Source organism: Streptomyces sp. NPDC058221, assembly GCF_042882365.1.
Taxonomy (GTDB): domain Bacteria; phylum Actinomycetota; class Actinomycetes; order Streptomycetales; family Streptomycetaceae; genus Streptomyces.
Map to the genome: position 1 here is coordinate 1 of NZ_JBHVWF010000032.1, position 26,994 is coordinate 26,994.

23 protein-coding genes are annotated in these 26,994 nt (G+C 71.7%); 4 read left to right on the plus strand and 19 right to left on the minus strand.

Annotated features, from left to right (window positions below; translation table 11 throughout):
• Window positions 1–48: 48 nt before the first annotated feature.
• The gene (locus tag ACFVW8_RS13365) at window positions 49–402 is read right to left on the minus strand and encodes a cytidine deaminase (protein WP_389689268.1); all 354 of its coding nucleotides are present in this window, start codon (window positions 400–402) and stop codon (window positions 49–51) included.
• 54 nt (window positions 403–456) lie between these two features.
• Window positions 457–1,356, minus strand: coding sequence for a helix-turn-helix transcriptional regulator (locus ACFVW8_RS13370; protein ID WP_389689361.1), 900 nt, complete (start codon window positions 1,354–1,356; stop codon window positions 457–459).
• 101 nt (window positions 1,357–1,457) lie between these two features.
• On the opposite strand from ACFVW8_RS13370, the gene ACFVW8_RS13375 reads away from it, so the two are divergent.
• Window positions 1,458–2,897, plus strand: a complete 1,440-nt coding sequence (locus tag ACFVW8_RS13375) for an MFS transporter (RefSeq protein WP_389689269.1) — start codon at window positions 1,458–1,460, stop codon at window positions 2,895–2,897.
• A gap of 39 nt (window positions 2,898–2,936) precedes the next feature.
• Here ACFVW8_RS13375 and ACFVW8_RS13380 read toward each other — a convergent pair whose 3' ends face one another.
• The 5 genes from ACFVW8_RS13380 to ACFVW8_RS13400 all read right to left on the minus strand — a co-directional run bounded on the left by ACFVW8_RS13380 (window position 2,937) and on the right by ACFVW8_RS13400 (window position 7,368).
• Entirely contained in the window at window positions 2,937–3,290 is a 354-nt protein-coding gene (locus ACFVW8_RS13380; RefSeq protein ID WP_389689271.1) for an MmcQ/YjbR family DNA-binding protein, read from the minus strand.
• The gene (locus ACFVW8_RS13385) at window positions 3,287–4,579 is read right to left on the minus strand and encodes a hemolysin family protein (RefSeq protein WP_389689273.1); all 1,293 of its coding nucleotides are present in this window, start codon (window positions 4,577–4,579) and stop codon (window positions 3,287–3,289) included. Before ACFVW8_RS13385 ends, ACFVW8_RS13380 begins: the two co-directional genes overlap by 4 nt.
• Window positions 4,576–5,073 carry an rRNA maturation RNase YbeY gene (gene ybeY, locus ACFVW8_RS13390; protein WP_389689275.1) on the minus strand — a complete coding sequence of 166 codons (498 nt, stop codon included), beginning with the start codon at window positions 5,071–5,073 and terminating at the stop codon, window positions 4,576–4,578. Before ybeY ends, ACFVW8_RS13385 begins: the two co-directional genes overlap by 4 nt.
• Before the next feature lie 9 nt (window positions 5,074–5,082).
• A complete protein-coding gene (locus tag ACFVW8_RS13395) occupies window positions 5,083–6,126 on the minus strand; it encodes a PhoH family protein (protein ID WP_389689277.1) in 1,044 nt (347 codons plus the stop codon).
• A gap of 138 nt (window positions 6,127–6,264) precedes the next feature.
• Window positions 6,265–7,368, minus strand: coding sequence for a carbohydrate kinase family protein (locus ACFVW8_RS13400; RefSeq protein WP_389689279.1), 1,104 nt, complete (start codon window positions 7,366–7,368; stop codon window positions 6,265–6,267).
• A 337-nt stretch (window positions 7,369–7,705) separates the two neighbouring features.
• Here ACFVW8_RS13400 and ACFVW8_RS13405 point away from each other — a divergent pair, with 337 nt between their 5' ends.
• Window positions 7,706–9,064: an MFS transporter gene (locus tag ACFVW8_RS13405; protein ID WP_389689281.1), complete on the plus strand. Its 1,359-nt coding sequence runs from the start codon at window positions 7,706–7,708 to the stop codon at window positions 9,062–9,064.
• Here ACFVW8_RS13405 and ACFVW8_RS13410 read toward each other — a convergent pair.
• From ACFVW8_RS13410 to hrcA, 9 genes are all read right to left on the minus strand, one after another.
• Window positions 9,028–10,020: an adenosine deaminase gene (locus ACFVW8_RS13410; RefSeq protein ID WP_389689283.1), complete on the minus strand. Its 993-nt coding sequence runs from the start codon at window positions 10,018–10,020 to the stop codon at window positions 9,028–9,030. The genes ACFVW8_RS13405 and ACFVW8_RS13410 overlap by 37 nt on opposite strands.
• A gap of 33 nt (window positions 10,021–10,053) precedes the next feature.
• On the minus strand, window positions 10,054–10,962 hold the full coding sequence (locus ACFVW8_RS13415; protein WP_389689285.1) for a ribonuclease Z: 909 nt from the start codon (window positions 10,960–10,962) through the stop codon (window positions 10,054–10,056).
• Between the two features lie 18 nt (window positions 10,963–10,980).
• Window positions 10,981–11,340 carry a histidine triad nucleotide-binding protein gene (locus ACFVW8_RS13420; RefSeq protein ID WP_389689287.1) on the minus strand — a complete coding sequence of 120 codons (360 nt, stop codon included), beginning with the start codon at window positions 11,338–11,340 and terminating at the stop codon, window positions 10,981–10,983.
• Between the two features lie 301 nt (window positions 11,341–11,641).
• Entirely contained in the window at window positions 11,642–14,908 is a 3,267-nt protein-coding gene (locus tag ACFVW8_RS13425) for a S41 family peptidase (RefSeq protein WP_389689289.1), read from the minus strand.
• Window positions 14,909–14,988: 80 nt separating this feature from the next.
• Complete coding sequence (locus ACFVW8_RS13430) at window positions 14,989–15,468, minus strand: hypothetical protein (protein WP_389689291.1); 480 nt, start codon at window positions 15,466–15,468, stop codon at window positions 14,989–14,991.
• A gap of 133 nt (window positions 15,469–15,601) precedes the next feature.
• Window positions 15,602–16,348 carry a 16S rRNA (uracil(1498)-N(3))-methyltransferase gene (locus ACFVW8_RS13435; RefSeq protein WP_389689293.1) on the minus strand — a complete coding sequence of 249 codons (747 nt, stop codon included), beginning with the start codon at window positions 16,346–16,348 and terminating at the stop codon, window positions 15,602–15,604.
• The gene (locus ACFVW8_RS13440; protein ID WP_389689295.1) at window positions 16,345–17,418 is read right to left on the minus strand and encodes a nitronate monooxygenase; all 1,074 of its coding nucleotides are present in this window, start codon (window positions 17,416–17,418) and stop codon (window positions 16,345–16,347) included. Before ACFVW8_RS13440 ends, ACFVW8_RS13435 begins: the two co-directional genes overlap by 4 nt.
• A 113-nt stretch (window positions 17,419–17,531) precedes the next feature.
• Complete coding sequence (gene dnaJ, locus ACFVW8_RS13445) at window positions 17,532–18,668, minus strand: molecular chaperone DnaJ (RefSeq protein ID WP_389689297.1); 1,137 nt, start codon at window positions 18,666–18,668, stop codon at window positions 17,532–17,534.
• Entirely contained in the window at window positions 18,669–19,685 is a 1,017-nt protein-coding gene (hrcA, locus tag ACFVW8_RS13450; RefSeq protein ID WP_384128492.1) for a heat-inducible transcriptional repressor HrcA, read from the minus strand.
• A 185-nt stretch (window positions 19,686–19,870) separates the two neighbouring features.
• Here hrcA and ACFVW8_RS13455 point away from each other — a divergent pair, with 185 nt between their 5' ends.
• Together ACFVW8_RS13455 and ACFVW8_RS13460 are read left to right on the plus strand one after the other, a co-directional pair.
• Window positions 19,871–20,602 carry an MBL fold metallo-hydrolase gene (locus ACFVW8_RS13455; protein WP_389689300.1) on the plus strand — a complete coding sequence of 244 codons (732 nt, stop codon included), beginning with the start codon at window positions 19,871–19,873 and terminating at the stop codon, window positions 20,600–20,602.
• Window positions 20,603–20,627: 25 nt separating this feature from the next.
• The gene (locus tag ACFVW8_RS13460) at window positions 20,628–21,455 is read left to right on the plus strand and encodes a DUF3097 domain-containing protein (RefSeq protein WP_389689302.1); all 828 of its coding nucleotides are present in this window, start codon (window positions 20,628–20,630) and stop codon (window positions 21,453–21,455) included.
• A gap of 155 nt (window positions 21,456–21,610) precedes the next feature.
• Here ACFVW8_RS13460 and hemW read toward each other — a convergent pair whose 3' ends face one another.
• The 3 genes from hemW to ACFVW8_RS13475 form a co-directional block, all read right to left on the minus strand.
• The gene (hemW, locus tag ACFVW8_RS13465; protein ID WP_389689304.1) at window positions 21,611–22,852 is read right to left on the minus strand and encodes a radical SAM family heme chaperone HemW; all 1,242 of its coding nucleotides are present in this window, start codon (window positions 22,850–22,852) and stop codon (window positions 21,611–21,613) included.
• A 56-nt stretch (window positions 22,853–22,908) separates the two neighbouring features.
• The gene (locus ACFVW8_RS13470) at window positions 22,909–24,816 is read right to left on the minus strand and encodes a SpoIIE family protein phosphatase (RefSeq protein ID WP_389689363.1); all 1,908 of its coding nucleotides are present in this window, start codon (window positions 24,814–24,816) and stop codon (window positions 22,909–22,911) included.
• A gap of 291 nt (window positions 24,817–25,107) precedes the next feature.
• Window positions 25,108–26,991: an AMP-dependent synthetase/ligase gene (locus tag ACFVW8_RS13475; protein WP_389689306.1), complete on the minus strand. Its 1,884-nt coding sequence runs from the start codon at window positions 26,989–26,991 to the stop codon at window positions 25,108–25,110.
• Between the last annotated feature and the right edge of the window lie 3 nt (window positions 26,992–26,994).

The following is a 26,994-nucleotide window of genomic DNA, read 5'->3' on the forward strand; positions in this document are numbered from 1 at the left end:
CCGGTGGGATGCGGGGCGTTCGCACATGATGTGCCGGTCCTGCGGAGGTCAGCCCGCCGTCACACTGAGCCGCAGAACGCCGTCGGGCCCGGCGAGCAGCACAGGCGTGTCGGCCCCGCCCAGGTCCCGCACGGCGGCGCGGTCCTCGTCCGAGGGGGCCTGCGCCTCGGAGACGACGGCGGCTGCCTCCAGCGAGGTGGCGCCGCTCGCCACGGCCATGGCCACGGCGGTCCGGAGCGCACTGAGCCGCAACGACTCCAGCTGCACCGTGCCCGCCACATACGTACGTCCGGTCTCGTCCCGCACGGCCGCGCCCTCCGGCACACCGTTGCGGGCGCGGGCGCTGCGCGCCAGCGTGACGATCTTGCGGTCCTCGGCGCCGAGGTCGGTGCTATCGGTCATGTGCCGAGCATACGAAGCCCGGCGACGGGCGTGGCACGCGGGCGCCCGTCCCCCTCACCCCTGGACCTGGACCCGGTGCATCGAGCCCCGCCGCCCCTCCGGGGAGGCCAGCCACCGCAGCTTCTCCTCCGTACCGGTGTCCGGCCACGGGTTGTGCAACACGATCGCCAGATCCGGGCGGGCCGGGACGCGCAGCTGGGTGGCCTCCATCACCAGCGTGCCCACCGGCGGATGGTTCAGCTCCTTGCGCATCTGACCGCCGGGCGCGACGTCCCGCCGGTCCCAGAGCTCGGCGAACTCGGGGCTGCGCTCCTTCGCCTCGTCCACGATCGCCCGGAAACCCTCGTCGTCGGGACATTCCGAGCAGGCGGCCCGGAACTGGGCGACGACCAGGGCAGCGGTCTCCTGCCAGTCGTTGCGCCGGACACGGTGGACCGGGTCGGTGAAGAAGGCGATCACGCAGTTCTGCGGCTTGTCGGGCCCCAGCCCCATCACCATCGCGGCCGCATCGTTGTACCGGACCACGTTCCAGTACACATCCATGATGTGCGCCGGGAAGGGCATCCAGCTGTCGATCAGCCGCTGCAGCCCGTCACACATGTCCACGTTGGCCGGATCGACTTCCGGGGCGGGCGGGTTGAGCCCGGCGAGCACATAGAGGTGACGGCGCTCGGCGCTGCTGAGCCGCAGCACCCGGGCCACCGAGTCCAGCACCTGCGGGGAGACGGTGATGTCCCGGCCCTGCTCCAGCCACTGGTACCAGGAGACACCCACCCCGGCCAGGACGGCGACCTCCTCGCGGCGAAGCCCGGGGGTGCGCCGCCGGGCACCGCCGTCGGGAAGGCCGGCCTCCGACGGGCTGACCCGCGCGCGACGGCTCATCAGGAACTGCCGCAGCTCTCCCAGGCGGTGCGCCTTGCCCGCGTCCGCCGCGATCCGGGCCGGTGTGCCCACGTACTCCCCCAGATGTCCGTGCCCGCGCCTGCCTGGTGGTGCGGCCAACAGGATAAGTTCCCGCTCCCCACGGATATTCCGGCGGCCGCAGGCTCATGGGCATGTCGATCCACACCCCGGCTCAAGAAGCTGTCACTCCTCCCGCACCCCCAGCCCCGGACCGGCTCTCCGGGCGGGCCCGGCTGGTACTCCTCGTTCTCTGTGCCGCCCAGTTCATGGTGTCGCTCGACTTCTCCGTGCTGAACGTGGCCCTGCCCGTCCTCGGCGACGACCTCGGCCTGAGCCGGTCCGGTCTGCAGTGGGCGATCACCGCGTTCGCCCTGCCGTCCGGCGGCTTCCTGCTCCTCTTCGGCAGGATCGCCGACCTCTACGGCCGCCGCCGGATGTTCCTCACCGGCCTCGCCGTCTTCGGTGCCGCCTCGCTGCTGGCCACCCTCGCCTGGAACCCGGCCGCGTTCCTGACCGGGCGGGCGCTCCAGGGGCTCGGTGCCGCGGTCATCGTGCCGACCGGCATGTCACTGCTCACCACCACCTTCCCGGAGGGGCCGCTGCGGGACCGCGCGCTCGGCATCAGCGGCACGCTGCTCTCCCTCGGCTTCACCGTCGGCATGGTGGCCGGCGGGACGCTCACCGACACCCTGGGCTGGCGCTCCACGATGGGGCTGCTGACGGTGGCCGCGGTGGCCGTGCTCGCGGCGGCCCCCGCCCTGCTCACCGAGTCCCGTACGCCGGAGCGGCCGCGGCTCGACGTACCGGGTGCGGCGACGGTCACCGGCGGGCTCCTCGCCCTGATCTACGCCCTGTCCACGGCGGCCGAGCACGGCTTCGGACGCGGGGACGTGCAGATCGCCCTGGTCGTCGGAGTCGCGCTGCTCGCCGCGTTCGCCGTCGTCGAGTCGCGTGCGGCTGCGCCGCTGGTCTCACTGCCGATGCTGCGCCGCCGCACGGTGGCCTTCGGCAATCTGGGCGGACTGCTCACCTTCTCGATGATGAGCACCGTCGTGTTCGTCCTGACCCTGTACCTGCAGGAGGTCCTGGGCCTGTCGGCCTTCGGGACCGGGCTGGTCTTCGGCGTGCAGGGCATCGCCTCGGTGGCGGCCGGGGTCTACGCCCCGAAGGTCATCGGCCGGATCGGCGCCCGCCGGACGCTGTCCCTCTCCCTGCTGGGCCAGGGCCTGTTCTTCGCCGCCTTGATCGGCCTGGGCGAGGACTCCGGCATCTGGCTGGCGACGGTCGCGGTCTCGCTGGCCAGCATGTGCCACCTGGGCGCGATCATCGCGTACGGACTGACCGTCACCTCGGGCGTACCGAACGAGGAACAGGGCCTGGCGACGGGTCTGGTCACCACGGTTCAGCAGGTGGGGCTCACGATCGGGATCCCATTGCTCGGCGTGGTGGCGACGGCCGACAGCTCACTGTTCGACGGGGTCAGGACCGCGGTGGCGGTGGCGGCGGGCCTGCTGATCGTCACGGCGGCCGTGGTGGCAGCGGGTTTGCGAACATCAGGCCCCACGGGCTCCTCAAGCCCCTCCGGCGTTTGAGGAGCGGGGGCCCGGGGCGGAGCCCCCGAAACCACCCGCCTACCCCCGGTCCAGCCGCAACCGCTCCGCCCGGGGCAACCCGGCCACCACCAGGTCGTAACTGTCCTCGATCAGCTCGCGCAGCCTCGCATCCGGCATCCCCGACACCGTCACCGTGTTCCAGTGCCGTTTGTTCATGTGCCACCCCGGCGCCACGGCCTCGTACTCCTCCCGGAGCCGCACCGCGTCGTCGGGGTCGCACTTGAGGTTCACCGTCAGCGGCCGCCCCTCCAGGGCGGTCAGCGCGAACATCTTGCCGAGCACCTTGAAGACGGACGCCTCCGGCCCGAACGGGAACTCCTCGACGCTCGCGTTGAACCCGAGGCAGAACGCCCTCAGCTCCTTGGGAGTCATCCCACTGCCTCCTCCTGCTGAGCCAGCGGCTCCACCAGCACCGTGACGATCTTGTTCCGGCGGCCCGCCGGGGACTCCGCGGTCAGCCGCAGCCGTCGGCCGTCGGGCAGGCCGACCTCCGACGAGGCGCCGGCGATCGGGACCCGGCCCAGCGCCTTGGCGAGCAGCCCGCCGACCGTCTCCACGTCCTCGTCGTCGTACTCGTCGAGGCCGAACAGCTCTCCGAGGTCTCCGATGTCCAGCCGGGCGGTAACCCGGAAGCAGCCGTCCTCCAGCTCCTGGACCGGCGGGAGTTCGCGGTCGTACTCGTCGGTGATCTCGCCGACGATCTCCTCCAGGATGTCCTCGATCGTGACGATGCCCGCCGTGCCGCCGTACTCGTCGATGACGACGGCGACGTGGCTGCGGTCCTGCTGCATCTCGCGCAGCAGGTCACCGGCGTTCTTCGTGTCGGGCACGAACGCCGCGGGGCGCATCGCCGTGGAGACGAGATCGGCCTCCGACTCCCGGTTGATGTGCGTCTTGCGGACCAGGTCCTTGAGGTAGACGATCCCGACGATGTCGTCCTCGTTCTCCCCGGTGACCGGGATCCGCGAGAAACCGGAGCGCAGCGCGAGGGTGAGCGCCTGCCGGATCGTCTTGTAGCGCTCGATGCAGACCAGGTCGGTGCGCGGCACCATGACCTCGCGCACCAGGGTGTCGCCGAGCTCGAAGACGGAGTGCACCATGCGGCGCTCCTCGTCCTCGATCAGCGACTCCTGCTCGGCGAGGTCGACCATCGCCCGCAGTTCGGCCTCACTGGCGAACGGCCCCTTGCGGAACCCCTTGCCCGGCGTGAGCGCGTTACCGATGAGGATCAGCAGCTGCGGAATGGGCCCCATGATCCTGGCCAGCGGCAGCAGGACGTACGCCGCCGCCGTGGCCGTGTTCAGCGGGTGCTGGCGGCCGATGGTGCGCGGCGAGACGCCGATGGCGACGTAGGAGACGAGGACCATCACGCCCATGGCGACGGCCAGCGCCTCCCAGGTCTCCGGGAGTTCCTTCAGACAGGCGTACGTGACCAGTACCCCGGCCGACATCTCGCAGGCGACCCGCACCAGCAGGGCGACATTGAGATAGCGGGTCGGATCGGCCGCGACCTGTTCCAGCTTGTCGCTGCCGCGACGGCCCGAGCGGACCGCCTCGGCGGCCCGGAAGCTCGACGTACGCGCGATGCCGGCCTCGGCACAGGCCGCCAGCCAGCCGACGACGACCAGCAGGACGGCGCCGAATACGAGCGGCAGGCTCACGAGACGGTGGGGGCGGGCGACGGGCCGGTCAGGCCGTGCTCACCGCGCCAGCCGTCCACGATCGCCGCCTGGAGGCCGAACATCTCGGCCTTCTCGTCCGGCTCCTCGTGGTCGTAGCCGAGCAGGTGCAGCACCCCGTGGACCGTGAGGAGCTGGAGCTCCTCGTCCATGGAGTGCTGAGTCTCGGCTTCCTCGCCCTGCTTCTTGGCGACCTCCGGGCAGAGCACGATGTCACCGAGGAGCCCCTGCGGGGGCTCCTCGTCGTCCTTGACCGGCGGACGCAGTTCGTCCATCGGGAAGGACATGACATCCGTCGGACCCGTCAGGTCCATCCACTGGATGTGCAGCTGCTCCATGGCGTCGGTGTCCACCACGATCACCGAGAGCTCGGACAGCGGGTGGATCCGCATCCGGGCGAGTGCGTAGCGGGCGATGTCGAGGATCGCCTGCTCGTCGACCTCGGATCCGGACTCGTTGTTGACGTCGATCGACATGGTGCGCTGCTACTGCTTCCCGTTGTGGCGGCCCGTGCCTGCCCGGCCGTCCTGTTCGCCTTGGCTGTCGTACTTCTCGTACGCGTCGACGATACGGCCGACCAGCTTGTGCCGGACGACATCCTGGGAGGTGAGCCGCGAGAAGTGCACGTCGTCGATGCCCTCCAGGATGTCCTGCACCTGACGCAGACCGCTCTTGGTCCCGTTCGGCAGGTCGACCTGGGTGACGTCACCGGTGACGACGATCTTCGAGTCGAAGCCGAGCCGGGTCAGGAACATCTTCATCTGCTCGGCGCTGGTGTTCTGCGCCTCGTCCAGAATGATAAAAGCGTCATTAAGGGTGCGACCCCTCATGTACGCCAGCGGCGCGACCTCGATCGTCCCGGCCGCCATCAGCCGTGGGATCGAGTCCGGGTCGAGCATGTCGTGCAGGGCGTCGTAGAGCGGGCGCAGATACGGGTCGATCTTGTCGAAGAGCGTGCCGGGCAGGAAGCCGAGCCGCTCACCCGCCTCGACCGCCGGCCGGGTCAGGATGATCCTGCTGACCTGCTTGGACTGCAGCGCCTGGACCGCCTTGGCCATGGCCAGGTACGTCTTGCCGGTGCCGGCGGGGCCGATGCCGAAGACGATCGTGTGCTTGTCGATGGCGTCGACGTACCGCTTCTGGTTGAGCGTCTTGGGCCGGATCGTGCGGCCGCGGCTGGAGAGGATGTTCTGGGTGAGCACCTCGGCCGGGGTCTCCGTACCGTCCGCCCGGCCGTCGTCACTGGCCCTGAGCATCGCGATCGAACGTTCCACAGCGTCCTCCGTCATCGGCTGACCGGTGCGGAGCACCAGCACCATCTCGTCGAACAGGCGCTGGATCAGGGCGATTTCCGCCGTGTTCCCCGTCGCGCTTATCTCATTGCCCCGGACGTGGATGTCGGCTGCCGGGAACGCCGCTTCGATCACGCGCAACAGCGAGTCGCCCGATCCCAGGAGCATCACCATGGGGTGTGCGGCCGGGATCCTGATGTGGGCACGCGCCTGCGTCTGTGTAGGTGACTGAGTCATGGGCCGGCCCTCGGGCCTGCGCATACCTCCCGTTGCAGGGTTCTCGCTGCTCGACAACCTCTGGACTACCAAGCCTACGACTCCGGTACGACAACACCGAGAGGTTTTCGCGGCGGGAGAAGTCGGGTTCAGGCGGGGTCATGGACGGAAGCCGATCGTCGGGACGGCCCTGCGCAGCGGCCAGTGGCGCGCGGCCGACGGCAGCAGGTCCTCGAGGAAGGCGTACCGCTGGAGTGCCGCCGGGTCCTGGTCGGCGCAGGTGCGGACCCGTTGCCACCAGGCGGCGATCTCCGCCCAGCCCGGCGCCGACAGCGAGCCGCCGAACTCCTGGACCGAGAGAGCCGCGGTGAGCCCGGCGAAGGCGAGGCGGTCGGCGAGCGGCCAGTTGGCCAGGGTTCCGGTGACGAAACCGGCCACGAAGACGTCCCCCGCACCGGTCGGGTCGAGCGCCTCGACCTCGATCGCGGGGACCTCGGCGGCCGTCCCGGTGGCCGCGTCGACCGCGTAGGCGCCCTCCGCGCCGAGGGTCACGACGGCGAGCGGTACGTGCTCGGCGAGGGCGTGCGCGGCGGCGCGGGGGCAGTCGGTGCGGGTGTAGCGCATGGCTTCCTCCGCGTTGGGGAGGAATGCCTGGCAGTGCGCCAGGTCGGTCAGTCCGGCCAGGTCCCAGCGGCCTGTCTCGTCCCAGCCGACGTCGGCGAAGACCACGGCGCCGCGGCGGGCGGCCTCGGCCACCCAGGGTTCGCTGCGGCCGGGGACGAGCGAGGCGACGGCGGCCCGGGCCCGTGGCGGGCACCGCGGGAAGGAGCCGGCCTCCGGCGGCACGGAGGCGGGCGGCGGGGCCTCGTGGCCGTGCGAGACCATCGTCCGCTCGCCCTCGTACGCCATCGAGACGGTCACCGGGGAGTGCCAGCCGCGGACGGTGTGCGACATGGAGAGGTCGATGCCTTCGCCCTGCTCCAGCGCGTCCCAGCAGTACTCGCCGTAGTGGTCGTCGCCGAAGGCCGCCGCCAGTGAGGTGTGCAGGCCGAGCCTGGCCAGTGCGGTGGCCATGTTGGCGACCCCGCCCGGGCTGGATCCCATGCCGCGCGCCCAGGACTCGGTGCCGCGCACGGGAGCGCTGTCCAGACCGGTGAAGATGATGTCGAGGAAGACCGTGCCGGTGAGGAAGACGTCGCAGTCCGGGTCCTGGGGCGCACGCAGCCCGTCCAGTGGGTCGATGCCTGGATTCTCAGTGCTCACCTTGCACTCCCCGGTCGTGACAGTTCCGGCCAGTGTGCCCGATTCACTCCCCCGTTCGGGGGGCCCGCGCCGAGTCTGTTCTACAGAGGCTGACCTGCACAAACATGCGCTGTTACCCGAATGGAGGCACGACAAACATATAAGTGACTCAGCTCACAGCGAGGCGCCTTCAGCCGGCCGGGAGCACTTGATACAAATGGGCCCGCGAGCACCGTTGGGGGCTGTTTCCGGCGAGTGCGTCGACCTCCCCGGATTTTCATTTTCCGCATTTCTGCACATCTGCCTTACCCCCTCGCTGTCTTCTCCGCCTCCTCCGGCATGTCTTCAGGAAACGCCCATGTCCTCGCGCCCTCGCGCCGCGTGGCCTCTGGTTGCCGTGTTCACCGCCGGCTACCTCGCCGCATATCTGCTCCCCACCATCGTGGGGAGGCTCTCCTCCTATCTGGGTCTCAGCGCGGCCCAGGCCGGCCTGGTCGGCAGTGTCCTGCTGCTGAGTTCGGCGTCCGCCGGGTTCTGCCTGGCGGGCCGGGCCGAGACGTACGGGCCGCAGCGGCCCGTACGGATCGGGCTGACCCTCGCCGCTCTCGGCTACGGCTGCGCGGCGCTGACCGCCTCCGTACCGCTCGTGGTCATGGGCGTGATGGTCGGCGGCTTCGGCTCCGGCGCGGCGACCGCGGTCGCCGCCGCGGGCATCGCCGCCCAGCGTGATCCGCACCGCACCTCGACCCTGGGGCTGCTCAGCGTCTCCGCGACCGCGGGCGTTCTCTACCTGACGATCCCTCACCTGGGCGGCGGCCACCGGCTGCCGTTCGCCTCCATCGCCCTGGTCGCGCTCCTCGTCTGGCCCGCCACCTCGCGGCTGGGCGGGGAGATGCCGGCCGGTCCGGACGTCACCGCGCCCGGACGGCTGCCGCACCGCCGCTCCGGTCTGGTCCTGGCGGGCGGCATGCTCGTCTGGTCGATGGCACAGAACGCGCTGTGGGGTGTCAGCAGCCGCATCGGCCTGGTCCAGGCGGGGCTCTCCGAGGTCACCGTCGGCGCGGTCTTCGCCGCGGCGCTCGGCGCCGGTCTGCTCGGCGTGATGGGGGCCGGGGTGCTGGGCGCGCGGCTGGGACGCGCGGCACCGATCGGCCTCGGCACGATGATCATCGCGGCGAGCATCGTGCTCAGCTCGTCCGCGGGCGACCTCGGCTCGTTCGCGACCGGCGAGATCCTGTGGAACACCTTCTACCCGGTGGTCCTGTCGTATCTGATCGGTCTGGCCGCCTCACTGGACGTACGCGGCCGCTGGGCGGTCCTCGCGGGCTCGGCCTCGTCCGTCGGGGTGGCCTGCGGTCCGCTGCTGGGCAGCGTGCTGTCCGAGGCGTCCGGCTATCCGGTGATGGGGCTGCTCCTGGGCGCCGTGACGCTGCTGGTCGCGGCCCCGGTCACGGCTGTCGCCCTGCACACGGGTGGCCGTCCGCTGGTGCCGGGATCGGTGCGCCGCAGGGGCGGTGCGCCGGCGGCCCTGCTGGCGGTCACCACCGGCGCGGTGCCGGGCGCCGTGCCAAGGCTCGGGGCGCCCGAGCAGGCTGTCACGGAGATCAGCCTGCCCGAGCTGCGCCGCAGGCGTCTGGTCAGAAGTGCCTTCCGGACGGCCGGGGCGGCCGGCGGGGACGGTCAGTCGAACGCGTACGCCTCGACCTCCGACAGATAGCGGGCCCTGCGCTCCTCGTCGTGGTCGAGGAAGGCCGCCTCGAAGGAGTTGCGGGCCAGGGTGCGCAGCTGTTCGCGCTCCAGGCCGAGCGCCTCGTGGACGGCGTGGAAGGTGTCCCCGACGTACCCGCCGAAGTAGGCGGGGTCGTCGGAGTTCACCGTGCAGAGCAGCCCGGCGTCCATCATGGCCCGCAGCGGGTGCTCCTCCAGGGTGTCGATGGCCCGCAGCCGTACGTTGGACAGTGGGCAGAGCGTGAGCGGCACCCGGTCGGCGGCCAGGCGCTTCACCAGCTCCGGATCCTCCATGCAGCGCAGCCCGTGGTCGATGCGCTCCACGCCCAGGACGTCGAGCGCCTCCCGGATGTACTCCGGCGGCCCCTCCTCGCCCGCGTGCGCGACCTTGCGCAGCCCGAGCGCATCGGCGGCGGCGTACACCTCACGGAACTTGGCGGGCGGGTGGCCCACCTCCGCCGAGTCCAGGCCGACGGCACTGATCCGGTGCAGATACGGCTTCGCGGCCTCCAGCGTCTCCAGCGCCGAATCGGCGGACCGGTCGCGCAGGAAGCACATGATCAGCTGGGTGGAGATGCCGTGCTTCTCCTCGCTGCGCTCCAGCGCCCGGCCGAGTCCCTCGACGACCGTGCCGATCGGGACGCCCCGGGCGGTGTGTGCCTGCGGGTCGAAGAAGATCTCCGCGTGGCGCACGCCCTGGGCCGCGGCGCGGGTGAGGTAGGCGTCGGCGAGATCCGCGAAGTCGTCCTCGGTCCTGAGCACCGCCATCAGCGCGTAGTACAGGTCGAGGAAGGTCTGCAGATCGTCGAAGAGGTAGGCGGTGCGCAGCGCTTCGGTGTCCGCGTACGGGAGGTGTACGCCGTTGCGTGCGGCAAGGGCGAAGGCCAGCTCGGGTTCGAGGGTTCCTTCGATGTGGAGGTGGAGTTCCGCTTTGGGGAGGTGCACAGTTTCTCGCTAACGCAGGTGGTGCTGGTGTTGTTACTGGTGACGCGTGGGGACCGGGACCCTGATCAGGTCCTGGGCGACGGTCAGTTCGCCCTCGAACCCGGCGGCCCGGGCCTGGGTCTCGAAGACCCCGGGGTCCGGGTAGCGCTGCGAGAAGTGCGTGAGCACGAGATGCCGCACGCCTGCTTCCCGCGCCACCCGGGCCGCCTGTCCGGCGGTGAGGTGGCCGTGGTCGGTGGCCAGCCGTTCGTCCTCGTCGAGGAAGGTCGACTCGATGACCAGCATGTCGCATCCCTCGGCGAGCGCGTACACGCCGTCGCAGAGCCTTGTGTCCATGATGAACGCGAACCGCTGTCCGCGCCTGTGCTCGGAGACGTCGTCGAGCGTGACACCGCCGAGGGCGCCCTCGCGCTGGATGCGGCCGACGTCGGGTCCGGCGATGGAGTGCTCGGCGAGCCTGGCGGGCAGCATCCGGCGGCCGTCGGGCTCGACGAGGCGGTAGCCGTACGACTCGACGGGGTGCGAGAGCTTGTGGGCGCTGAGCGTGTACGCGTCCGTGGTGGCCAGCGGTCCGTCGGCGGCGACCGGGGCCTCGGTCAGTTCGACGGACTCGCGGTAGGCGGTCGCGTACCGCAGCCGGTCGAAGAAGTGCTGTCCGCTCGCCGGATAGTGCGCGGTGACGGGGTGCGGGACCTGGTCGAGGTTGATCCGCTGGATCACCCCGGCCAGCCCGAGCGAGTGGTCGCCGTGGAAGTGCGTGACACAGATCCGGTTGATGTCGTGCGCGGCGACGCCGGCCCGCAGCATCTGGCGCTGGGTGCCCTCGCCCGGGTCGAAGAGGATGCCCTCGCCGTCCCAGCGCAGCAGATAGCCGTTGTGGTTGCGGTGCCGGGTCGGGACCTGGCTGGCGGTGCCGAGGACGACGAGTTCACGTGACGACACGGTGTGCGGTGGTCCGTTCTAGCCGGGGGGCCACTGGAGGCCACGGCCGCCCAGGACGTGCGCGTGCGCGTGGAAGACGGTCTGCCCGGCGCCGGTACCGGTGTTGAAGACGACCCGGTAACCGGTGTCGGCGACCTTCTCGTCGACGGCCACCTGACCGGCCTCGCGCAGTATGTCCGCGAGGACCTGCGGTTCGGCGGCGGCGAGCGAGGCCGCGTCCGGGTGGTGGAGGCGCGGGATGACGAGTACGTGGGTGGGGGCCTGGGGGTTGATGTCCCGGAAGGCGACGGTGGTCTCGGTCTCCCGGACGATGGTCGCCGGGATCTCGCCCGAGACGATCTTGCAGAACAGGCAGTCGGGCTGGGGTTCTCCTGCCATTTGGTGCTCCTTGGGTCTCGGTGATCCGTTGGGGGGCAGCCTAGCGGGCGTACCCGGACCGCAGGCGCGGGGCGTTCCGGGGGCGCTGCCCCCGTACCCCCGCTCCTCAATCGCCGGAGGGGCTTGATTTTGCCCGCCCCTTCAGCCTCGCCGGCGTTTGAGGCGCGGGGTCCGGGGCGGAGCCCCCGGTTACGGGAAGAGTGGGGTCTCCCCTGCTCGAACGAAGTTGAGAGCTTGGGGAAGGGGAGGGGAACAGGCCCGCCGCAGGCGCACCCCCGCGCGAACCCCCGCCCCCCTCAACTCACTCCGGCAGTTCCGGCGCCGCCTTGGCCGGCGTCCGCGTCAGCGACTCCAGCGCGATCCGGATCGCCTCGTCCAGCTGCGGGTCACGCCCCGCCGCCCGGTCCTGCGGGGTCATGACGACCTCGACGTCCGGATCGACGCCGTGGTTCTCGACGCCCCACCCGTAACCCTCCATCCAGAACGCGTACTTCGGCTGGGTGACCAGCGTGCCGTCCACCAGCCGGTACCGGCTGTCGATGCCCACCACACCGCCCCAGGTGCGGGTGCCGACGACCGGGCCGATGCCCAGCGCCTTGATCGCCGCGTTCACGATGTCGCCGTCCGATCCGGAGAACTCGTCCGCCACGGCCACGACCGGGCCGCGCGGGGCGTCGACCGGATAGCTGGACGGCTGCCTGCCGCGGGGCAGGTCCCAGCCGACGATGCGGCGGGCCAGCTTCTCCACGATCAGCTGCGAGGTGTGGCCGCCGCGGTTCTCGCGTACGTCCACCACCAGCCCCTCGCGGGCGACCTCGGTGCGCAGGTCGCGGTGGATCTGGGCCCAGCCCGGTCCTGCCATGTCGGGGACATGGACATAGCCGAGGCGTGCGCCGGAGTGCTCGTGGACGTAGCGGCGCCGGTCGGCGACCCACGCGTGGTAGCGCAGCGCCTCCTCGTCGGCGATCGGCACGACGACGACATGGCGGGGGTCGCCGCCGTCGACCGGGGAGACGGTCAGCTCGACCGGGTGGCCGGCCGAGCCGGTGAGCAGCGGCCCGGGGCCGGTGACCGGGTCGACGGGGTGGCCGTCGACGGCCAGGACCGCATCCCCCGCACGGACGGCGACGCCCGGTGCGGCGAGCGGCGCGCGGGCCGCGGGGTCGGAGGTCTCCGACGGCAGGATCCGGTCGATGCGCCAGCTCCCGTCGTCCGCACGGGAGATGTCGGCACCGAGCAGGCCCTGCCGGGCCGAGTCGTCGCGCCAGCCGCCTGACGGGGTCACATAGGCGTGGGAGGTGCCGAGTTCACCCTGTACCTCCCACAGCAGGTCGATGAGGTCGTCGTGGGTGGCGACGCGTTCCAGCACCGGCCGGTAGCGGTCCAGGACACCGGCCCAGTCGACGCCGCCCATGTCGGGGCGCCAGAAGTTGTCCCGCATGATGCGCCCGGCCTCGTCGTACATCTGACGCCATTCGGCGGCCGGGTCCAGGATGCGGCGGATCCGGGTGAGGTCGACGGTGATGCTGCCGTCGCCGTCGTGGTCGTCGTCCGAGCCGCCGGGAACACGGCTGTCGGACGGTACGACGCGCAGCTGGCCGTGGCTCTGCAGCACCAGCCGTTTGCCGTCGCCGCTGACCGCGAACCGGCCGACGTCGGAGGCGAGTTCCTCGCAGCGCAGCTTCTCCAGGTCGTACCGCTCCAGCACGGTCTCGGGCCGCCGGGCGTCGGGCGTGGCCGCGCTCGTGCCGAGGACTCCGGTGACCGGGTGGCGCAGCCAGAGCAGACCGTCCTTCGCGGCCCGGAGGGAGGAGTAGCTGGCGGCCTCGACGGGCAGGGAGACGATCCGGTCGGCGAGTCCGTCCAGGTCGATCCGGGTGACCGGGAGTGCGGTGGGGTTGTCGTCGCCGTCGCCGCTCTTCTCCCGCTCGGTCGGGCGCCCGTGGAGCTGCGGCCCGAACGGGGAGGGGGTGGTCGCGGCGAGCGTCAGCAGATGCGGCCGGCAGCCGCCGATGAAGGCCAGGTCGAAGACGTGCGAGTCGTAGACCGGGTCGAAGGCCCGCTCGGAGAGGAAGGCCAGGTGCTTTCCGTCGGTGGTGAAGGCCGGTGCGAAGTCCCGGAACCGCAGCGGGGTGGCCTCGGCGACCGTCAGGTCGGCGAGGTGGGCGAGCTTGAGCTGGCTCAGCGGTTCGGGGCCCGGGTGTGACCAGGCGAGCCAGGAGGAGTCGGGCGAGAAGACCAGCCCCGAGACGTCGCTGTGCTCGCTGCGGTCGACCTCGTGGACCTCGCCGCTCTCCCGTTCGACGATCAGTACACGCCCGTCGTGGGCGGCGACGGCGAACCGGCTGCCGTCGGGGGCGGGCGCCAGGTCGAGGACCCGGCCGATCCGGCCCGCGGCGAGACGGCGGGGTACGGAGCCGGGCGAGGTGCCGGTGGCGGGTGCGCACTCCAGCGCGTCGTCCCCCTCGGCGTCGGTGACCCAGACGACGTGCTGGTCCCCGTCGGCCTGGAAGGCGCGCGGCAGCCTGGCCCGTACACCGGGTTCGACGGCGAGTGCGCGGGCCGGACCCTCGCGGTGGGTGACCCAGTGGACGGCCCCGCGCGAGCCGACCGCGCTGCCCCGGCCGGTACGGTCGGGGGACGCGGAGGTCAGGTGACTTCCGGCGTGCACGGGGTGCGGCTGGAGGTCGGCGCGCTGTCCGCCGAGCCGGATGTCGAGGCGGTGGGGTCCGTCGCTCTCCAGGCTGTCCAGGAGCCACAGTTCGCCGGCGGACGCGTAGACGACCCGGGTGCCGTCGGTGGTGGCGTGCCGGGCGTAGAAGCCCTCGATACCGGTGTGCCGGCGCAGGCCGGTGCCGTCGGGGAGGGAGGAGTAGACCGCGCCGACGCCTTCGTGGTCGGAGAGGAAGGCGATGCGCTCGCCGACCCACATCGGGCATTCGATGTTGCCGTCGAGATCCGCGTGGATCCGTACGAATTCCTCCGCGGTCCCGTCCTCCGGCGTCTGCGCCGTCCCTGCCGTCTCTGCCGCCCCTGCCGTCTCTGCGGCGATCCAGAGCTTTCCGGCCGTGCCGCCCCGGTAGCGCTTCCACTTGGCGGCCTCGCGCCCCATGGTGGCCGAGAGCAGCAGGATCCGTCCGCCGGGCCCGTACGCGAGCGATCCGACCGGCCCGTACGGCAGGGTCCGCGCGGGGCCGCCGTCCACCGGCACGGCCCTGGCCCAGGTGCGCCGCAGCGAGACCTGGCCCTGGGTGCTGATGACCAGCACATCTCCATCGGGGGTCCAGCCGTGCACGGCGGTCCGCGCGTCGCCCCAGTAGGTCAGCCGCTCGGCGGGGCCGCCGTCGGCGGGGGCCAGGTGCACCTCGGGCGCCCCGTCCCGGGTGGACGTCCAGGCGACGAGAGTGCCGTCGGGGGATATCCGCGGCTGGGTGACGGGTCGGTTGTCTGCGCTGACACGCCAGGCTCGGCCGCCGTCGAGCGGCGCCAGCCAGACATCGTCCTCGGCGGTGAAGGCGATCTGGTCGCCCTGGACATGGGGATACCGGAGGTAGGAAGGCTGCGTCACAACGATCAGCCTAGGCCGAGGCCGTGCCACGAGGAACGCAGTTGGCCGGAGTACGCCGTCCCGGCCTGTTCCCCGCGCACTCATTTGCCCTGAGGCTGTGCGGTCACCGTGACGGTCACGGTCACCGTCGGCCGGGCCCCTCCCCCGCCGCCCGCCGCGGGCGGTTTCGGCGTGGAAGTCGTCTGCGCCGCATCGCAGTTGCCGAGCATCGTGGCCCGGAAAACGGTCTTCCCCGCCGTCTTCGCCGTCATGTCACCGCTGACGCACCGGCCTTCGACCTCCCGGTCGACCTTGCCGCTGAGGCTGATGTCCTTGCCGCCCTTGGTGCGGCCGTTGCAGTCGACGTCGGCGACCCGGCTGGTGGAGGCGGTGGACGAACCGGACTTCGCGCCTCCGCCGGCCCGTGCCGTGCAGTTCAGCCACTGCACGTCCACCCCTTCGTGCTCCAGCGCGCGGGTGCCGGTCCGGTCGGTGGTCACGGCGATGGACGCGGAGTTCAGGCCGTTGACCGGGTCGCAGGCGGCCAGGCCGGCGACGGTCGCGCCCGCGAGAGCGATCACGGCCGGAAAGCGACGGATCCTTCGACTGCACCATGCCCTTGATGTCCCCATACGGGCAGCTTCCCACCGCTCCTGACGGTGCGGTAGACCGCTTGCAGCCACAACCTGCAGGCGCCCGCGCGGCCGGCGGGATTCATGACCAGCGGCCGGTGCGGCCCAGCAGCAGGGCCGTCGCCGCCGTACCCGCCGTCGAGGTGCGCAAAACGGTCGGTCCGAGCCGGCAGGTCAGGGCGCCCGCGGCGGCGAAAACGGCCAACTCGTCCGGTGAGACACCGCCTTCGGGGCCGACGACCAGCACGATCTCACCCTCGCCGGGCAGGGCGACGGTGGCCAGCGGCTCACTGTCGTACCCACGGTCCTCGTGCAGCACGGCGGCGAAGTCGGCGGTGGCCAGAAGCGTGGCAACCTGTTTGGTCGTCATCGCGTCCGCCACTTCCGGGAACCGCACCCGGCGCGACTGCTTGCCGGCCTCACGGGCGGTGTTGCGCCATTTCGTCAGGGCCTTCAGACCCCGGTCGCCCTTCCACTGGGTGATGCAGCGCCCGGCCTGCCACGGCACGATCGCGTCGACACCGGTCTCCGTCATCGTCTCGACGGCGAGCTCGCCGCGGTCGCCCTTGGGCAGGGCCTGGACGACGGTGATACGCACAGCGGGCCCGGGTTCCTCGTGGACGGGCTCCAGATCCGTGAGGACCAGCCGGTCCTTGCCCTCGGCGGCCGTCACGACGCCCTCGGCCCAGCGGCCGCGGCCGTCCGTCAGGACGACGTCCTCACCGGCGCGCAGGCGTTTCACCGAGACGGCGTGCCGTCCCTCGGGCCCCTCCAGCACGAACCCGGGTCCCTGAGGCATCTCGTCGACGACGAAGACGGGTGCCGTCACTGCGTGCTCCTTGTGCTCACGGCCGCACGCGCGGCGTCCAGTTCCCCCGCGAGCAGCCCGACCAGCCGGCCGGCCGGCAGCTCGCGCGCCATCCGGTGCCCCTGGCCCGCCCACAGCGCCATGCCCTGTGCGTCCCCCGCCTTGGCCGCCGCCCTGCGCAGCGGGGCGGTCAGGTAGTGGACCTGCGGATAGGCGGCGGGGGCGTACGGACCGTGCTCGCGCACGAAGCGGTTGACCAGGCCGCGGGCGGGGCGCCCGGAGAACGCCCGGGTCAGGGTGGTGCGGACGAACAACGGGTTGGTCAGGGCCTGTCGGTGCAGCGGATGGGCGCCCGACTCGGGGCAGATCAGGAAGGCGGTGCCGAGCTGCGCCGCGTCGGCACCGGCCGCGAGCACCGCGGCGATCTGGGCACCGCGCATCAGCCCGCCGGCGGCGATGACGGGGATCTGCACGGTCTCGCGGACCTGGGACACCAGGCTGAGCAGCCCGGTCCCGAGACCGTCGGCCTGTGGGTCGTCGCGGTGCGTGGACTGGTGGCCGCCCGCCTCGACGCCCTGGGCGCAGACGGCGTCGGCCCCCGCCCACTGCGCGGCCTGGGCCTCCTCGGGCGTGGTGACCGTCACGACGGTGTACGTGCCGACCGCGGCGAACGCGTCGAGGGTGTCGCGGCTCGGGCAGCCGAAGGTGAAGGAGACGACGGGGACCGGGTCCTCCAGCAGGATGGCGAGCTTGGCCTCGTAGCCGTCGTCACCACCGGTGTCGGTGTCCCCGAGCGGCGTCTCGTACCAGGACGCCTCGCCCGTGAGCTGGTGCCGGTACACCTCGACGGCGCTCGGGTCGGCGAGGCCCGGCTGCGGCATGAAGAGGTTGACGCCGAAGGGGCGGCCGGTCAGCCCGCGCACCTGTTTGATGTCGTTGTACATGCCGTCCGCGGTCTTGTACCCGGCGGCCAGGAAGCCGAGCCCGCCGGCCTCGGCCACGGCGGCGACGAGCTGCGGACAGGAGACCCCGCCCGCCATCGGGGCCTGCACGATCGGATACCGGCAGAGATCGGTCAACGCGGATGGCATGACAGGCATCGTGTCATGCCCGTCCTGTCCCGTGATGCGCACCCCGTGGCCGCGTTTGTCCGCAATGCCGTACGGGCCCGGAAATCCGGGCCCGTACGGTGGTGACGCGTGGATCAGCGGCCGTTGAACGCGTCCTTGAGTCGGGAGAACAGGCCCTGCTGGCCGGGCTGGAACTGGCCGGTGGGCCGCTCCTCACCACGCAGTTTCGCCAGCTCCCGCACGAGGCGTTCCTGTTCCGGGTCCATCTTGGTCGGGGTCATCACCTCGACGTGCACGATCAGGTCGCCGCGCCCGCCGCCCCGCAGGTGGGTGATGCCGCGCCCGTGCAGCGGGACGGACTGGCCGGACTGGGTGCCCGGCCTGATGTCCACCTCCTCCATGCCGTCGAGCGTCTCCAGCGGCACCTTGGTGCCGATGGCCGCCGCCGTCATGGGGATGGTGACCGTGCAGTGCAGATCGTCGCCGCGCCGCTGGAACACCGCGTGCGGCAGCTCGTGGATCTCGACGTAGAGATCGCCGGCCGGGCCGCCGCCGGGGCCGACCTCGCCCTCACCCGCGAGCTGGATGCGGGTGCCGTTGTCGACACCCGCGGGGATCTTCACGGTGAGGGTGCGCCGCGAGCGGATGCGGCCGTCGCCGGCGCACTCCGGGCAGGGGGTCGGCACGACCGTGCCGAAGCCCTGGCACTGCGGGCAGGGCCGTGAGGTCATGACCTGGCCGAGGAACGACCGGGTGACCTGGGAGACCTCGCCGCGGCCGCGGCACATGTCGCAGGTCTGGGCGGAGGTGCCGGGTGCGGCTCCCTCGCCGTTGCAGGTCGTACAGACGACGGCCGTGTCGACCTGGATGTCCTTGGTCGTGCCGAAGGCCGACTCGGAGAGGTCGATCTCCAGCCGGATCATGGCGTCCTGGCCGCGCCGGGTGCGGGACCGGGGTCCGCGCTGCGACGCCGTGCCGAAGAACGCGTCCATGATGTCGGAGAAGTTGCCGAAGCCACCCTGTCCGAATCCGCCCGCGCCACCTCCGCCGGAGCCGGACAGCGGGTCGCCGCCGAGGTCGTAGACCTGTTTCTTCTGAGCGTCCGACAACACCTCGTAAGCGGCGTTGATCTCCTTGAACCGCTCCTGGGTCTTCGGATCGGGGTTCACATCCGGGTGCAGCTCGCGGGCGAGCCTCCGGAATGCCTTCTTGATCTCGTCCTGTGAAGCGTCGCGGCGCACGCCGAGTACGGCGTAGTAGTCCGTGGCCACTTACGACTCCGCCAGGATCTGTCCGACGTAACGTGCCACTGCGCGTACCGCTCCCATCGTTCCGGGGTAGTCCATGCGGGTCGGTCCGACCACGCCGAGTTTGGCGACTGCCTCGTCGCCCGAACCGTAGCCGACCGCGACGACGGACGTGGAGTTGAGGCCCTCGTGGGCGTTCTCATGCCCGATTCGTACGGTCATGCCCGAGTCCTTGGCCTCGCCGAGCAGCTTCAGCAGCACGACCTGCTCCTCCAATGCCTCCAGCACCGGCCGGATCATCACAGGGAAGTCGTGCCCGAAGCGGGTGAGGTTGGAGGTGCCGCCGATCATCAGCCGCTCCTCCGTCTCCTCGACAAGGGTTTCGAGCAGGATCGAGAGCACGGTGGACACGGTCGCCCGGTCCTCGCTCTCGAAGGATTCCGGCAGGTCCTGCACCAGCTGCGGGACGTCCGCGAAACGGCGCCCCACCACCCGGCTGTTGAGCCGGGCGCGCAGATCGGCGAGAGAGGTCTCGCCGAACGGCGTCTGGCAGTCGACCAGCCGCTGTTCGACCCGGCCGGTGTCCGTGATCAGCACGAGCATCAGCCGGGCGGGGGCCAGGAGAAGCAGTTCCACGTGCCGCACCGTCGAGCGGGTCAGCGAGGGGTACTGCACGACGGCGACCTGCCGGGTCAGCTGCGCGAGCAGCCGTACGGTACGTCCCACGACATCGTCGAGGTCGACCGCGCCGTCGAGGAAATTCTGAATGGCCCGACGCTCCGGCGACGACAGGGGCTTGACGCCCGCGAGCCGGTCGACGAAGAGCCGGTAGCCCTTGTCCGTGGGGATGCGTCCCGCACTGGTGTGGGGCTGGGCGATGAAGCCCTCGTCCTCCAGCACCGCCATGTCGTTGCGGACGGTGGCCGGGGAGACCCCCAGCTGGTGCCGCTCCGTGAGCGCCTTGGAACCGACGGGCTCCTCGGTGCCGACATAGTCCTGGACGATGGCGCGCAGCACTTCGAGTCTGCGTTCGCTGAGCATCGCGCACACCTCCAGCTGTGTACCTCGGTCGATCTCGGGCCGTTCCCGGGACTCCCCCTGGCACTCTGTCCGTACGAGTGCCAGCAATCCCCCGGTCAGTGTACGGCGACGGGGTGGCCCCCTAGCAAGGGCGACCGGCCACGCTACCCCGAGACTGCGCAGGTCGTTGCCGATAGCGTCGCCGCATGGACGCCACATGGGAAGAGTTCGGCTGGGAGCGGTTGGGTGACGGTGTCGGCCGGCGACGGCTTCCGGTGTGGGACGCAACGGTCGTACTGGTGGCCGGGGCGGACGGAGTGCTGCTCTGCGACACCGGATCGTCACTCCGCGAAGCGGTGGAGGTGCGCGGTCAGGTGCGGGCACTGCTGGGCCGGAGGGTGACGCATATCGCACTCAGCCACCCCCACTTCGACCACGTGCTGGGCACGGCGGCCTTCGCGGGGGCGCGGGTGTACGGCGCGGGGGGCATGGCGGATCTGTTGCGGCACGGGGCGGACGAGCTGCACGCCGACGCGGTGCGGCAGGGACTCCCCGAGCAGGACGCGGCCGAGTCCGCCGCTGTGCTGGTGACACCCCACCACGAGGTGACCGCCGAGTGGACGCTCGATCTGGGCGGCGGGCGCGAGGTGCTGCTCGTGAACGCGGGTCCGGCGCACAGCGGCCACGATCTGGCGGTGCTGGTCCCCGGCACCTCCGGCTCGCCCACGATCGTGTTCTGCGGCGACCTGGTCGAGGAGTCCGGTGAGCCGCAGGCGGGCCCGGACGCGTTCCCTGCCCGCTGGCCGGCGGCACTGGACCGGCTGCTGGAGCTGGGCGGCGAGGACGCGCTGTACGTGCCGGGGCACGGGGCGGTGGTGGACGCGGCGTTCGTCCGGGCGCAGCGCGATCAGCTGGCCGCCGGGTTCGGCGTGTCGTAGGCCGCTCGCGCCTTATCGTCATCCGATGCGCAGCTATCAGCCGGACCTGACCCCACCGTGGAAGAAGTCCGCCCCCGCCCCCGAGGTGCCCGCCGATCCGGACCTGGTCGTGGAGGAGGTCACCACCGGCTTCTGCGGTGCGGTGATCCGCTGCGAGAAGACGGCCGCGGGCCCGACGGTGACCCTGGAGGACCGGTTCGGCAAGCACCGGGTCTTCCCGATGGAGCCGCGCGGCTTCCTGCTGGAGGGCCGGGTGGTGACGCTCGTACGCCCGTCGGCCGGCGGCCTTGTCCGGCCCGCCCGCACCGCCTCCGGCTCGGTGGCGGTCCCGGGCGCGCGGGCGCGGGTGGCGCGGGCCGGGCGGATCTACGTGGAGGGCCGGCACGACGCGGAGCTGGTCGAGCGGGTCTGGGGCGACGACCTCAGGATCGAGGGTGTGGTCGTCGAGTACCTGGAGGGCATCGACGACCTCCCGGCGATCGTGCGCGAGTTCTCCCCGGGCCCGGACGCCCGCCTCGGGGTGCTGGTCGACCATCTGGTGCCGGGTTCCAAGGAGTCACGTATCGCGGCGCAGATCTCGGACGGGAACGTCCTGGTGGCCGGCCATCCGTACATCGACGTGTGGGAGGCCGTGAAGCCGTCGTCCGTGGGGATCGCCGGCTGGCCGGCCGTACCGCGCGGCCAGGACTGGAAGACGGGCGTGTGCCGTTCGCTGGGGTGGGAGGAGAACACGGGGGCGGCCTGGCAGCGCATCCTGTCGACCGTACGTTCCTACCGCGACCTGGAACCGGCGCTGCTGGGCCGGGTGGAAGAACTGATCGACTTCGTCACGGCACCGCCCACCGACGTATGACACCTCAGCCCCCACTCCAGCCCCTCCGGCGTTTGAGGAGCGGGGTCCGGGGCGGAGCCCCGGTTACGGGAAGGGGCGGGTAGGGGAACAGGCCCGCCGCAGGCGCACCCCGCCACGCGGCCCCGCCCCGCCCCGCGGCGGCAGCGCGCAACCACTCAGTCCACCAGATCCCGCACCACGGCATCGGCCAGCAGCCGCCCCCGCAGGGTCAGTACGGCCCGTCCGTCCCCGAAGGGACCCGGCTCCAGCAGCCCGTCGGACACGGCCCGCCCCGCCGCCGCCAGCCCCGCCGGGGCAAGCAGCGACAGCGGGCAGCCGTCGGAGAGCCGCAGCTCCAGCAGGATGCGCTCGACGCGGCGGTCCTCCGCGGAGAGGATCTCGCGTCCCGCCCCGGGCGAGCGCCCCTCGGCCAACGCTTGCGCGTAAGCCCCCGGGTGCTTCACGTTCCACCAGCGCACGCCGCCGACGTGGCTGTGCGCGCCCGGTCCGGCGCCCCACCAGTCCGCCCCGCGCCAGTACAGCTCGTTGTGCAGGCAGCGGCCCTCGGGCGTCCGGGACCAGTTCGACACCTCGTACCAGGAGAAGCCCGCTGCGGCCATCGCCTCGTCCGCGATGAGATAACGGTCGGCGTGCGCGTCGTCGTCCGTCATCGGGATCTCGCCGCGCTTGATGCGGCGGGCCAGCTGGGTGCCCTCCTCGACGATCAGCGCGTACGCCGACACATGGTCGGGACCGGCGCCGATCGCCGCGTCGAGCGAGGCCCGCCAGTCGTCGTCGGACTCGCCGGGGGTGCCGTAGATCAGGTCGAGGTTGACGTGGTCGAAACCGGCCGCACGCGCCTCGGCGACACAGGCCTCGGGCCGGCCGGGGGTGTGCGTGCGGTCGAGGATCTTCAGTACGTGCTGCCGGGCGCTCTGCATCCCGAAGGAGATCCGGTTGAAGCCGCCCTCGCGCAGCTCGGCCAGGTAGGCCGGGCCGACCGACTCCGGGTTGGCCTCGGTGGTGATCTCGGCGTCGTCCGCGAGCCCGAACTCCTCCCGGATCGCTCCCAGCATGGAGACCAGGTCGGCGGCGGCCAGCAGCGTCGGCGTACCGCCGCCGACGAAGACCGTGCGGACCGGCCGGGGGTCGTCGCCCAGGACCTTGCGGGCCTGGCGGACCTCGCCGATCAGATGGGAAGCGTAGTTGTCCCGGGAGGCCAGTGCCCCGCCGGAGCCGCGCAGCTCGGTCGCGGTATAGGTGTTGAAGTCGCAGTAGCCGCAGCGGGTCGCGCAGTACGGCACATGCAGGTAGAAGCCGAGCGGCCGGCCGGCGGCGCCTTCCAGGGCATGGCGGGGCAGCGCCCCGTCGTCGGGCACGGGCTCACCATCGGGCAGTACGGAAGGCATACCGTCCATTGTCGCGCGCCGCCCGGCAACCGGACGCCACCGCGGTTCACGCCCGCGGGCACGCCCTACAGGGCCTGCAGCACCAGCAGCGCCAGGTCGTCGTCCGGCGGGCGTTCGGCGAAGGCGTGCACGGCGTGCTTGATGCGGTCCGCGATGCCGTCCGCGCTCAGCCCGGTGCAGCCGGCCAGCGCCTGCGAAAGGCCGTCCCCGTCGTCGAACATCACCGGCCCGGAGCGCCGCTCCGTCACCCCGTCGGTGACGCACAGCAGGCTGTCGCCCGGCGCCAGGTCGAAGCTCTGGCTCACGTACTCGGCGTCGTCGACCACACCGAGCAGCAGCTGCGGTTCGGCGGCCGGACGGACCGTGCCGTCGGGGCGCAGCAGCAACGGCAGCGGGTGGCCCGCGCTCGCCAGGGTGCAGCGCGCACCGCCGCCGGGCAGTGGTACGAGCTCCCCGTACAGCAGCGAGAGGAACCGTGGGCCGCTCTCCGCCGACTGCTGGCCGCCCGCCGCGGCGACCATCAGCGCGGCCGCCTCCGCGGCCTCCATCGCGTCGTCGAGGAGCAGCCGGTTCAGCCGGACCAGCACCTCGCCCACCTGGAAGCCCTCACGGGCCAGCAGCCGCAGCCAGGGGCGGGCGAGGCCGGTGACGACGGCGGCCTCGGGGCCACTGCCCTGGACGTCGCCGAGGACGAAGCACCAGCGGTCTCCGGGGCAGGGGAAGATGTCGTAGAAGTCACCGCCGACCACTCCGTCGTCGCTGGGCTCGTACACGAGTGAGCTGGCGACGCCCGGTATGTCGGCGACCTTGCTGGGCAGCAGCCCGCGCTGCAGGATGCGGCTGATGGTGGCCTGCCGGGTGTACGCGCGGGCCGCGCCCACGGCGAGGCCGACCCGGCGCACGAAGTCCTCGACCAGGGCGGTCACCTCGTCGGGGACGCGGGCGATGCCCTCGCGGCCGACGAGTACGGCGCCCAGGGTGCGGCCGCCCGATGTGATCCGGTAGGCGAGCGCGACGCCCTCGCTTCCGTCCGGCTTCTCGCCGTCCTCCCGGCTCTCGGGCCACGGAATCGAGACGGGGCCGGTGCCGACCCGTTCGGGGAGCCGGAGCGGGTCCCCCTCCAGCACCGCACGCAGCGGGTCCGTGCGGTTCTCGTCAATGTGCCAGACCTTGGCGAGGCGCGGGACGGCCGCCCGGCCGCCGCTCTCCGGCTCCAGCCAGATCGCGCACCAGTCGGCGAGCCTGGGGACGAGTAACTGTCCGGCGAGCGCGGCCACGATGTCCTCGTCGAGCTGTCCGGCCAGCAGGTCGGAGGCCTCGGCGAGGAACGAGAGCGCGCCGCGTCCGGCCCAGTCCGCGTCGTCCCGCAGGGCTCGCCGGGCGGTGGGAGCCAGCAGTTCGGCGGCGCGCAGCCCATCCTGGAAACCGGGCTCCGTGCGGGCCTCCGCGAAGGGGTTCCAGTCGTCGACGGGGAGCCGGGCCCAGACGGTCTTGAGGCCTGTGCGGTAGGTGATGCCCCAGCGTTCGGCGAGGGTGGCGACCAGCTCCAGTCCACGCCCGTACTCGGCGAGCTGCTCCGGGGCGGCCGCGCTGTCGGACCCGGCGCCGGGTTCTCTGCCGTCGCTGCGCACGGCGCGGGCCGGATGGTGGTCGGAGACCTCCAGTACCAGTGCGGAGGCCTCGTCCTCGGTCGCCTCCTCCAGCCGGAAGAGCAGTTCGACGTTGGTCCCGGCGTGCACGACGGCGTTGGTGACCAGCTCGCTGACGATGACCGCCGCGTCGTCGGACAGCCGCTCGCTGAACCCCACGGCGGCGGGCAGCCCGAGCCCGCTCCACTCGGCGAGCGCGGCCTCGACGAACCGCCGCGCCGCGGCGGGCGCGAGCAGGTTCCCGGGCAGGCTCGTGCGGGCGACCGGCTGACCGCCCGTGGACACGGCACTGCTTCCGGGACGCTGCACGATGTCCCGCTGCAAGGGAATGGACCCCACAGGGCGGCTCCTGACCTGTTCTCGCTCTGCCTGTTTCCCGCACTTGCGCCGCTGACGACAGGGACAGAGTGACAGATCGGCCCAGCGCATACGCGTCGAGTTACCGAAGTGAGCGGAGAAGTGAGCGGAGAGTGGAGCCGGATACGACGCCGGGAGTGCGGCCGAGGGGCGGGGCGGCACCGACACCCGGGTCCATTGATCACGAGCGCGGCCGGGCCGGGGCCGGGCGGTCAGGGCCTGCCCGACCGGGCTCCGCCGGCCAGGCCCTCGCCTTCGTCAGGCCTCGCGGGAGCCCGCGTACATGTCCTCGATCAGGTTCTTGTAGGCACGCTCGACGACGGGCCGCTTCAGCTTGAGGCTGGGCGTCACCTCGCCGTGCTCGATGTCGAGGTCGCGCGGGAGCAGCCGGAACTTCTTGATGGTCTGCCAGCGCTGCAGTCCCTCGTTGAGCCGCTTCACATAGCCGTCGATGAGCTCGACCGTCTGCGGGGAGGCCACGACGTCCGCGTACGACTTGCCCTCCATCCCGTTCTCGGCGGCCCAGCCGAGGATGGTCGGCTCGTCGAGGGCGATCAGCGCGGTGCAGAAGTTACGGTCCGCGCCGTGCACCAGGATGTTGGAGACGAACGGACACACCGCCTTGAACTGGCCCTCGACCTCGGCCGGGGCGATGTACTTGCCGCCCGACGTCTTGATCAGGTCCTTCTTGCGGTCGGTGATCCGCAGATAGCCGTCCACGGACAGCTCGCCGATGTCGCCGGTGTGGAACCAGCCGTCGGCCTCCAGCACCTCGGCGGTCTTCTCCGGGAGGCCCTGGTAGCCCTGCATGATGCCGGGGCCGCGCAGCATGATCTCGCCGTCGTCCGCGATCCGTACCTCGGTTCCGGGGAGCGGCTTGCCGACCGTGCCGGTGCGGTAGGCCTCGCCCGGGTTGACGAAGGAGGCGGCGCTGGACTCGGTGAGGCCGTAGCCCTCCAGGATGTGGATCCCGGCGCCTGCGAAGAAGAGGCCGATGTCGGGGGCGAGGGCAGCGGAACCGGAGACGCAGGCACGGAGCCGGCCGCCGAAGGCCTCGCGGATCTTCGCGAAGACGAGGGTGTCGGCGACCTTGTGCTTGGCACCGAGCGCGAAGGGCACGGAGGCGGTGCCGGTGCGCCGGAAGTTGTCCTGGGAGACCTTCGCGTACTCGCGGGCGACCTCGGCCGCCCACTGGAAGATCTTGTACTTGGCCGCGCCGCCGGCCCGCGCCTTGGCCGCGACGCCGTTGTAGACCTTCTCGAAGATACGGGGGACGGCCGCCATGTACGTGGGCTGGACGACCGGCAGGTTCTCGATGATCTTGTCGACCCGGCCGTCGACGGCGGTGACGTGTCCGACCTCGATCTGACCGGAGGTGAGGACCTTGCCGAAGACGTGCGCGAGCGGCAGCCAGAGGTACTGAACGTCGTCCTTGGTGATCAGACCGGTGGAGACGGTGGCCCTGGCCATGTACGACCAGTTGTCGTGCGGCAGCCGTACGCCCTTGGGGCGGCCGGTGGTGCCGGAGGTGTAGATGAGGGTCGCCAGCTGCTCGGAGGTGATCGCGTCGACCCGCTCGGTGACCGCGGCCGAGTTCTTCACCAGGTGCTCGTTGCCCAGGGCCTCCAGGTCGGCCAGCGTGAGGACCCAGCCCTCGGGGTCACCCTCGGCAGGTCCGGCACCCTCGGCGTCGATGACGACGACATGGGCGAGGTTCGGCAGCTCGGCGCGGCGCTCGCGCGCCTTGGCCAGCTGTCCGGCGTCCTCGGCGATCAGCACCCGGCTGTCGGAGTCGGAGAGGATGAACGCCGACTCCTCCGTGTTGGTCGAGGGGTAGATCGTGGTGGTCGCGGCGCCCGCGCACATGACGCCGAGGTCGACGAGGATCCACTCCACCCGGGTACTGGCTGCGAGCGCGACGCGCTCCTCGGGCTGCACCCCCAGAGCGATCAGCCCGGCCGCGATGGCGTACACCCGCTCGGCGGCCTGCGCCCAGCTGAGCGACTTCCACTCGTCGGGGCCGTCGGCCGCGGGGACGGGATAGCGGTAGGCCTCCGCGTCCGGGGTGGCGGCCACCCGGTCGACGAAGAGGGTCGCCACGGAGGGCGGACGGTTCTCGATCATGGTCTGTGCGTCGCTCACGAC

Excerpts from the sequence above, each read along its gene's own strand:
- hrcA (WP_384128492.1), bottom strand. The coding sequence starts at position 19,685 with ATGCTCAGCGAACGCAGACTCGAAGTGCTGCGCGCCATCGTCCAGGAC.
- ybeY (WP_389689275.1), bottom strand. The coding sequence starts at position 5,073 with ATGTCGATCGACGTCAACAACGAGTCCGGATCCGAGGTCGACGAGCAG.
- ACFVW8_RS13365 (WP_389689268.1), bottom strand. The coding sequence starts at position 402 with ATGACCGATAGCACCGACCTCGGCGCCGAGGACCGCAAGATCGTCACG.
- ACFVW8_RS13395 (WP_389689277.1), bottom strand. The coding sequence starts at position 6,126 with ATGACTCAGTCACCTACACAGACGCAGGCGCGTGCCCACATCAGGATC.
- ACFVW8_RS13375 (WP_389689269.1), top strand. The coding sequence starts at position 1,458 with ATGTCGATCCACACCCCGGCTCAAGAAGCTGTCACTCCTCCCGCACCC.
- hemW (WP_389689304.1), bottom strand. The coding sequence starts at position 22,852 with ATGGACGGTATGCCTTCCGTACTGCCCGATGGTGAGCCCGTGCCCGAC.
- ACFVW8_RS13405 (WP_389689281.1), top strand. The coding sequence starts at position 7,706 with ATGTCCTCGCGCCCTCGCGCCGCGTGGCCTCTGGTTGCCGTGTTCACC.
- ACFVW8_RS13380 (WP_389689271.1), bottom strand. The coding sequence starts at position 3,290 with ATGACTCCCAAGGAGCTGAGGGCGTTCTGCCTCGGGTTCAACGCGAGC.
- ACFVW8_RS13460 (WP_389689302.1), top strand. The coding sequence starts at position 20,628 with ATGCGCAGCTATCAGCCGGACCTGACCCCACCGTGGAAGAAGTCCGCC.
- ACFVW8_RS13420 (WP_389689287.1), bottom strand. The coding sequence starts at position 11,340 with ATGGCAGGAGAACCCCAGCCCGACTGCCTGTTCTGCAAGATCGTCTCG.
- ACFVW8_RS13440 (WP_389689295.1), bottom strand. The coding sequence starts at position 17,418 with ATGCCATCCGCGTTGACCGATCTCTGCCGGTATCCGATCGTGCAGGCC.
- ACFVW8_RS13455 (WP_389689300.1), top strand. The coding sequence starts at position 19,871 with ATGGACGCCACATGGGAAGAGTTCGGCTGGGAGCGGTTGGGTGACGGT.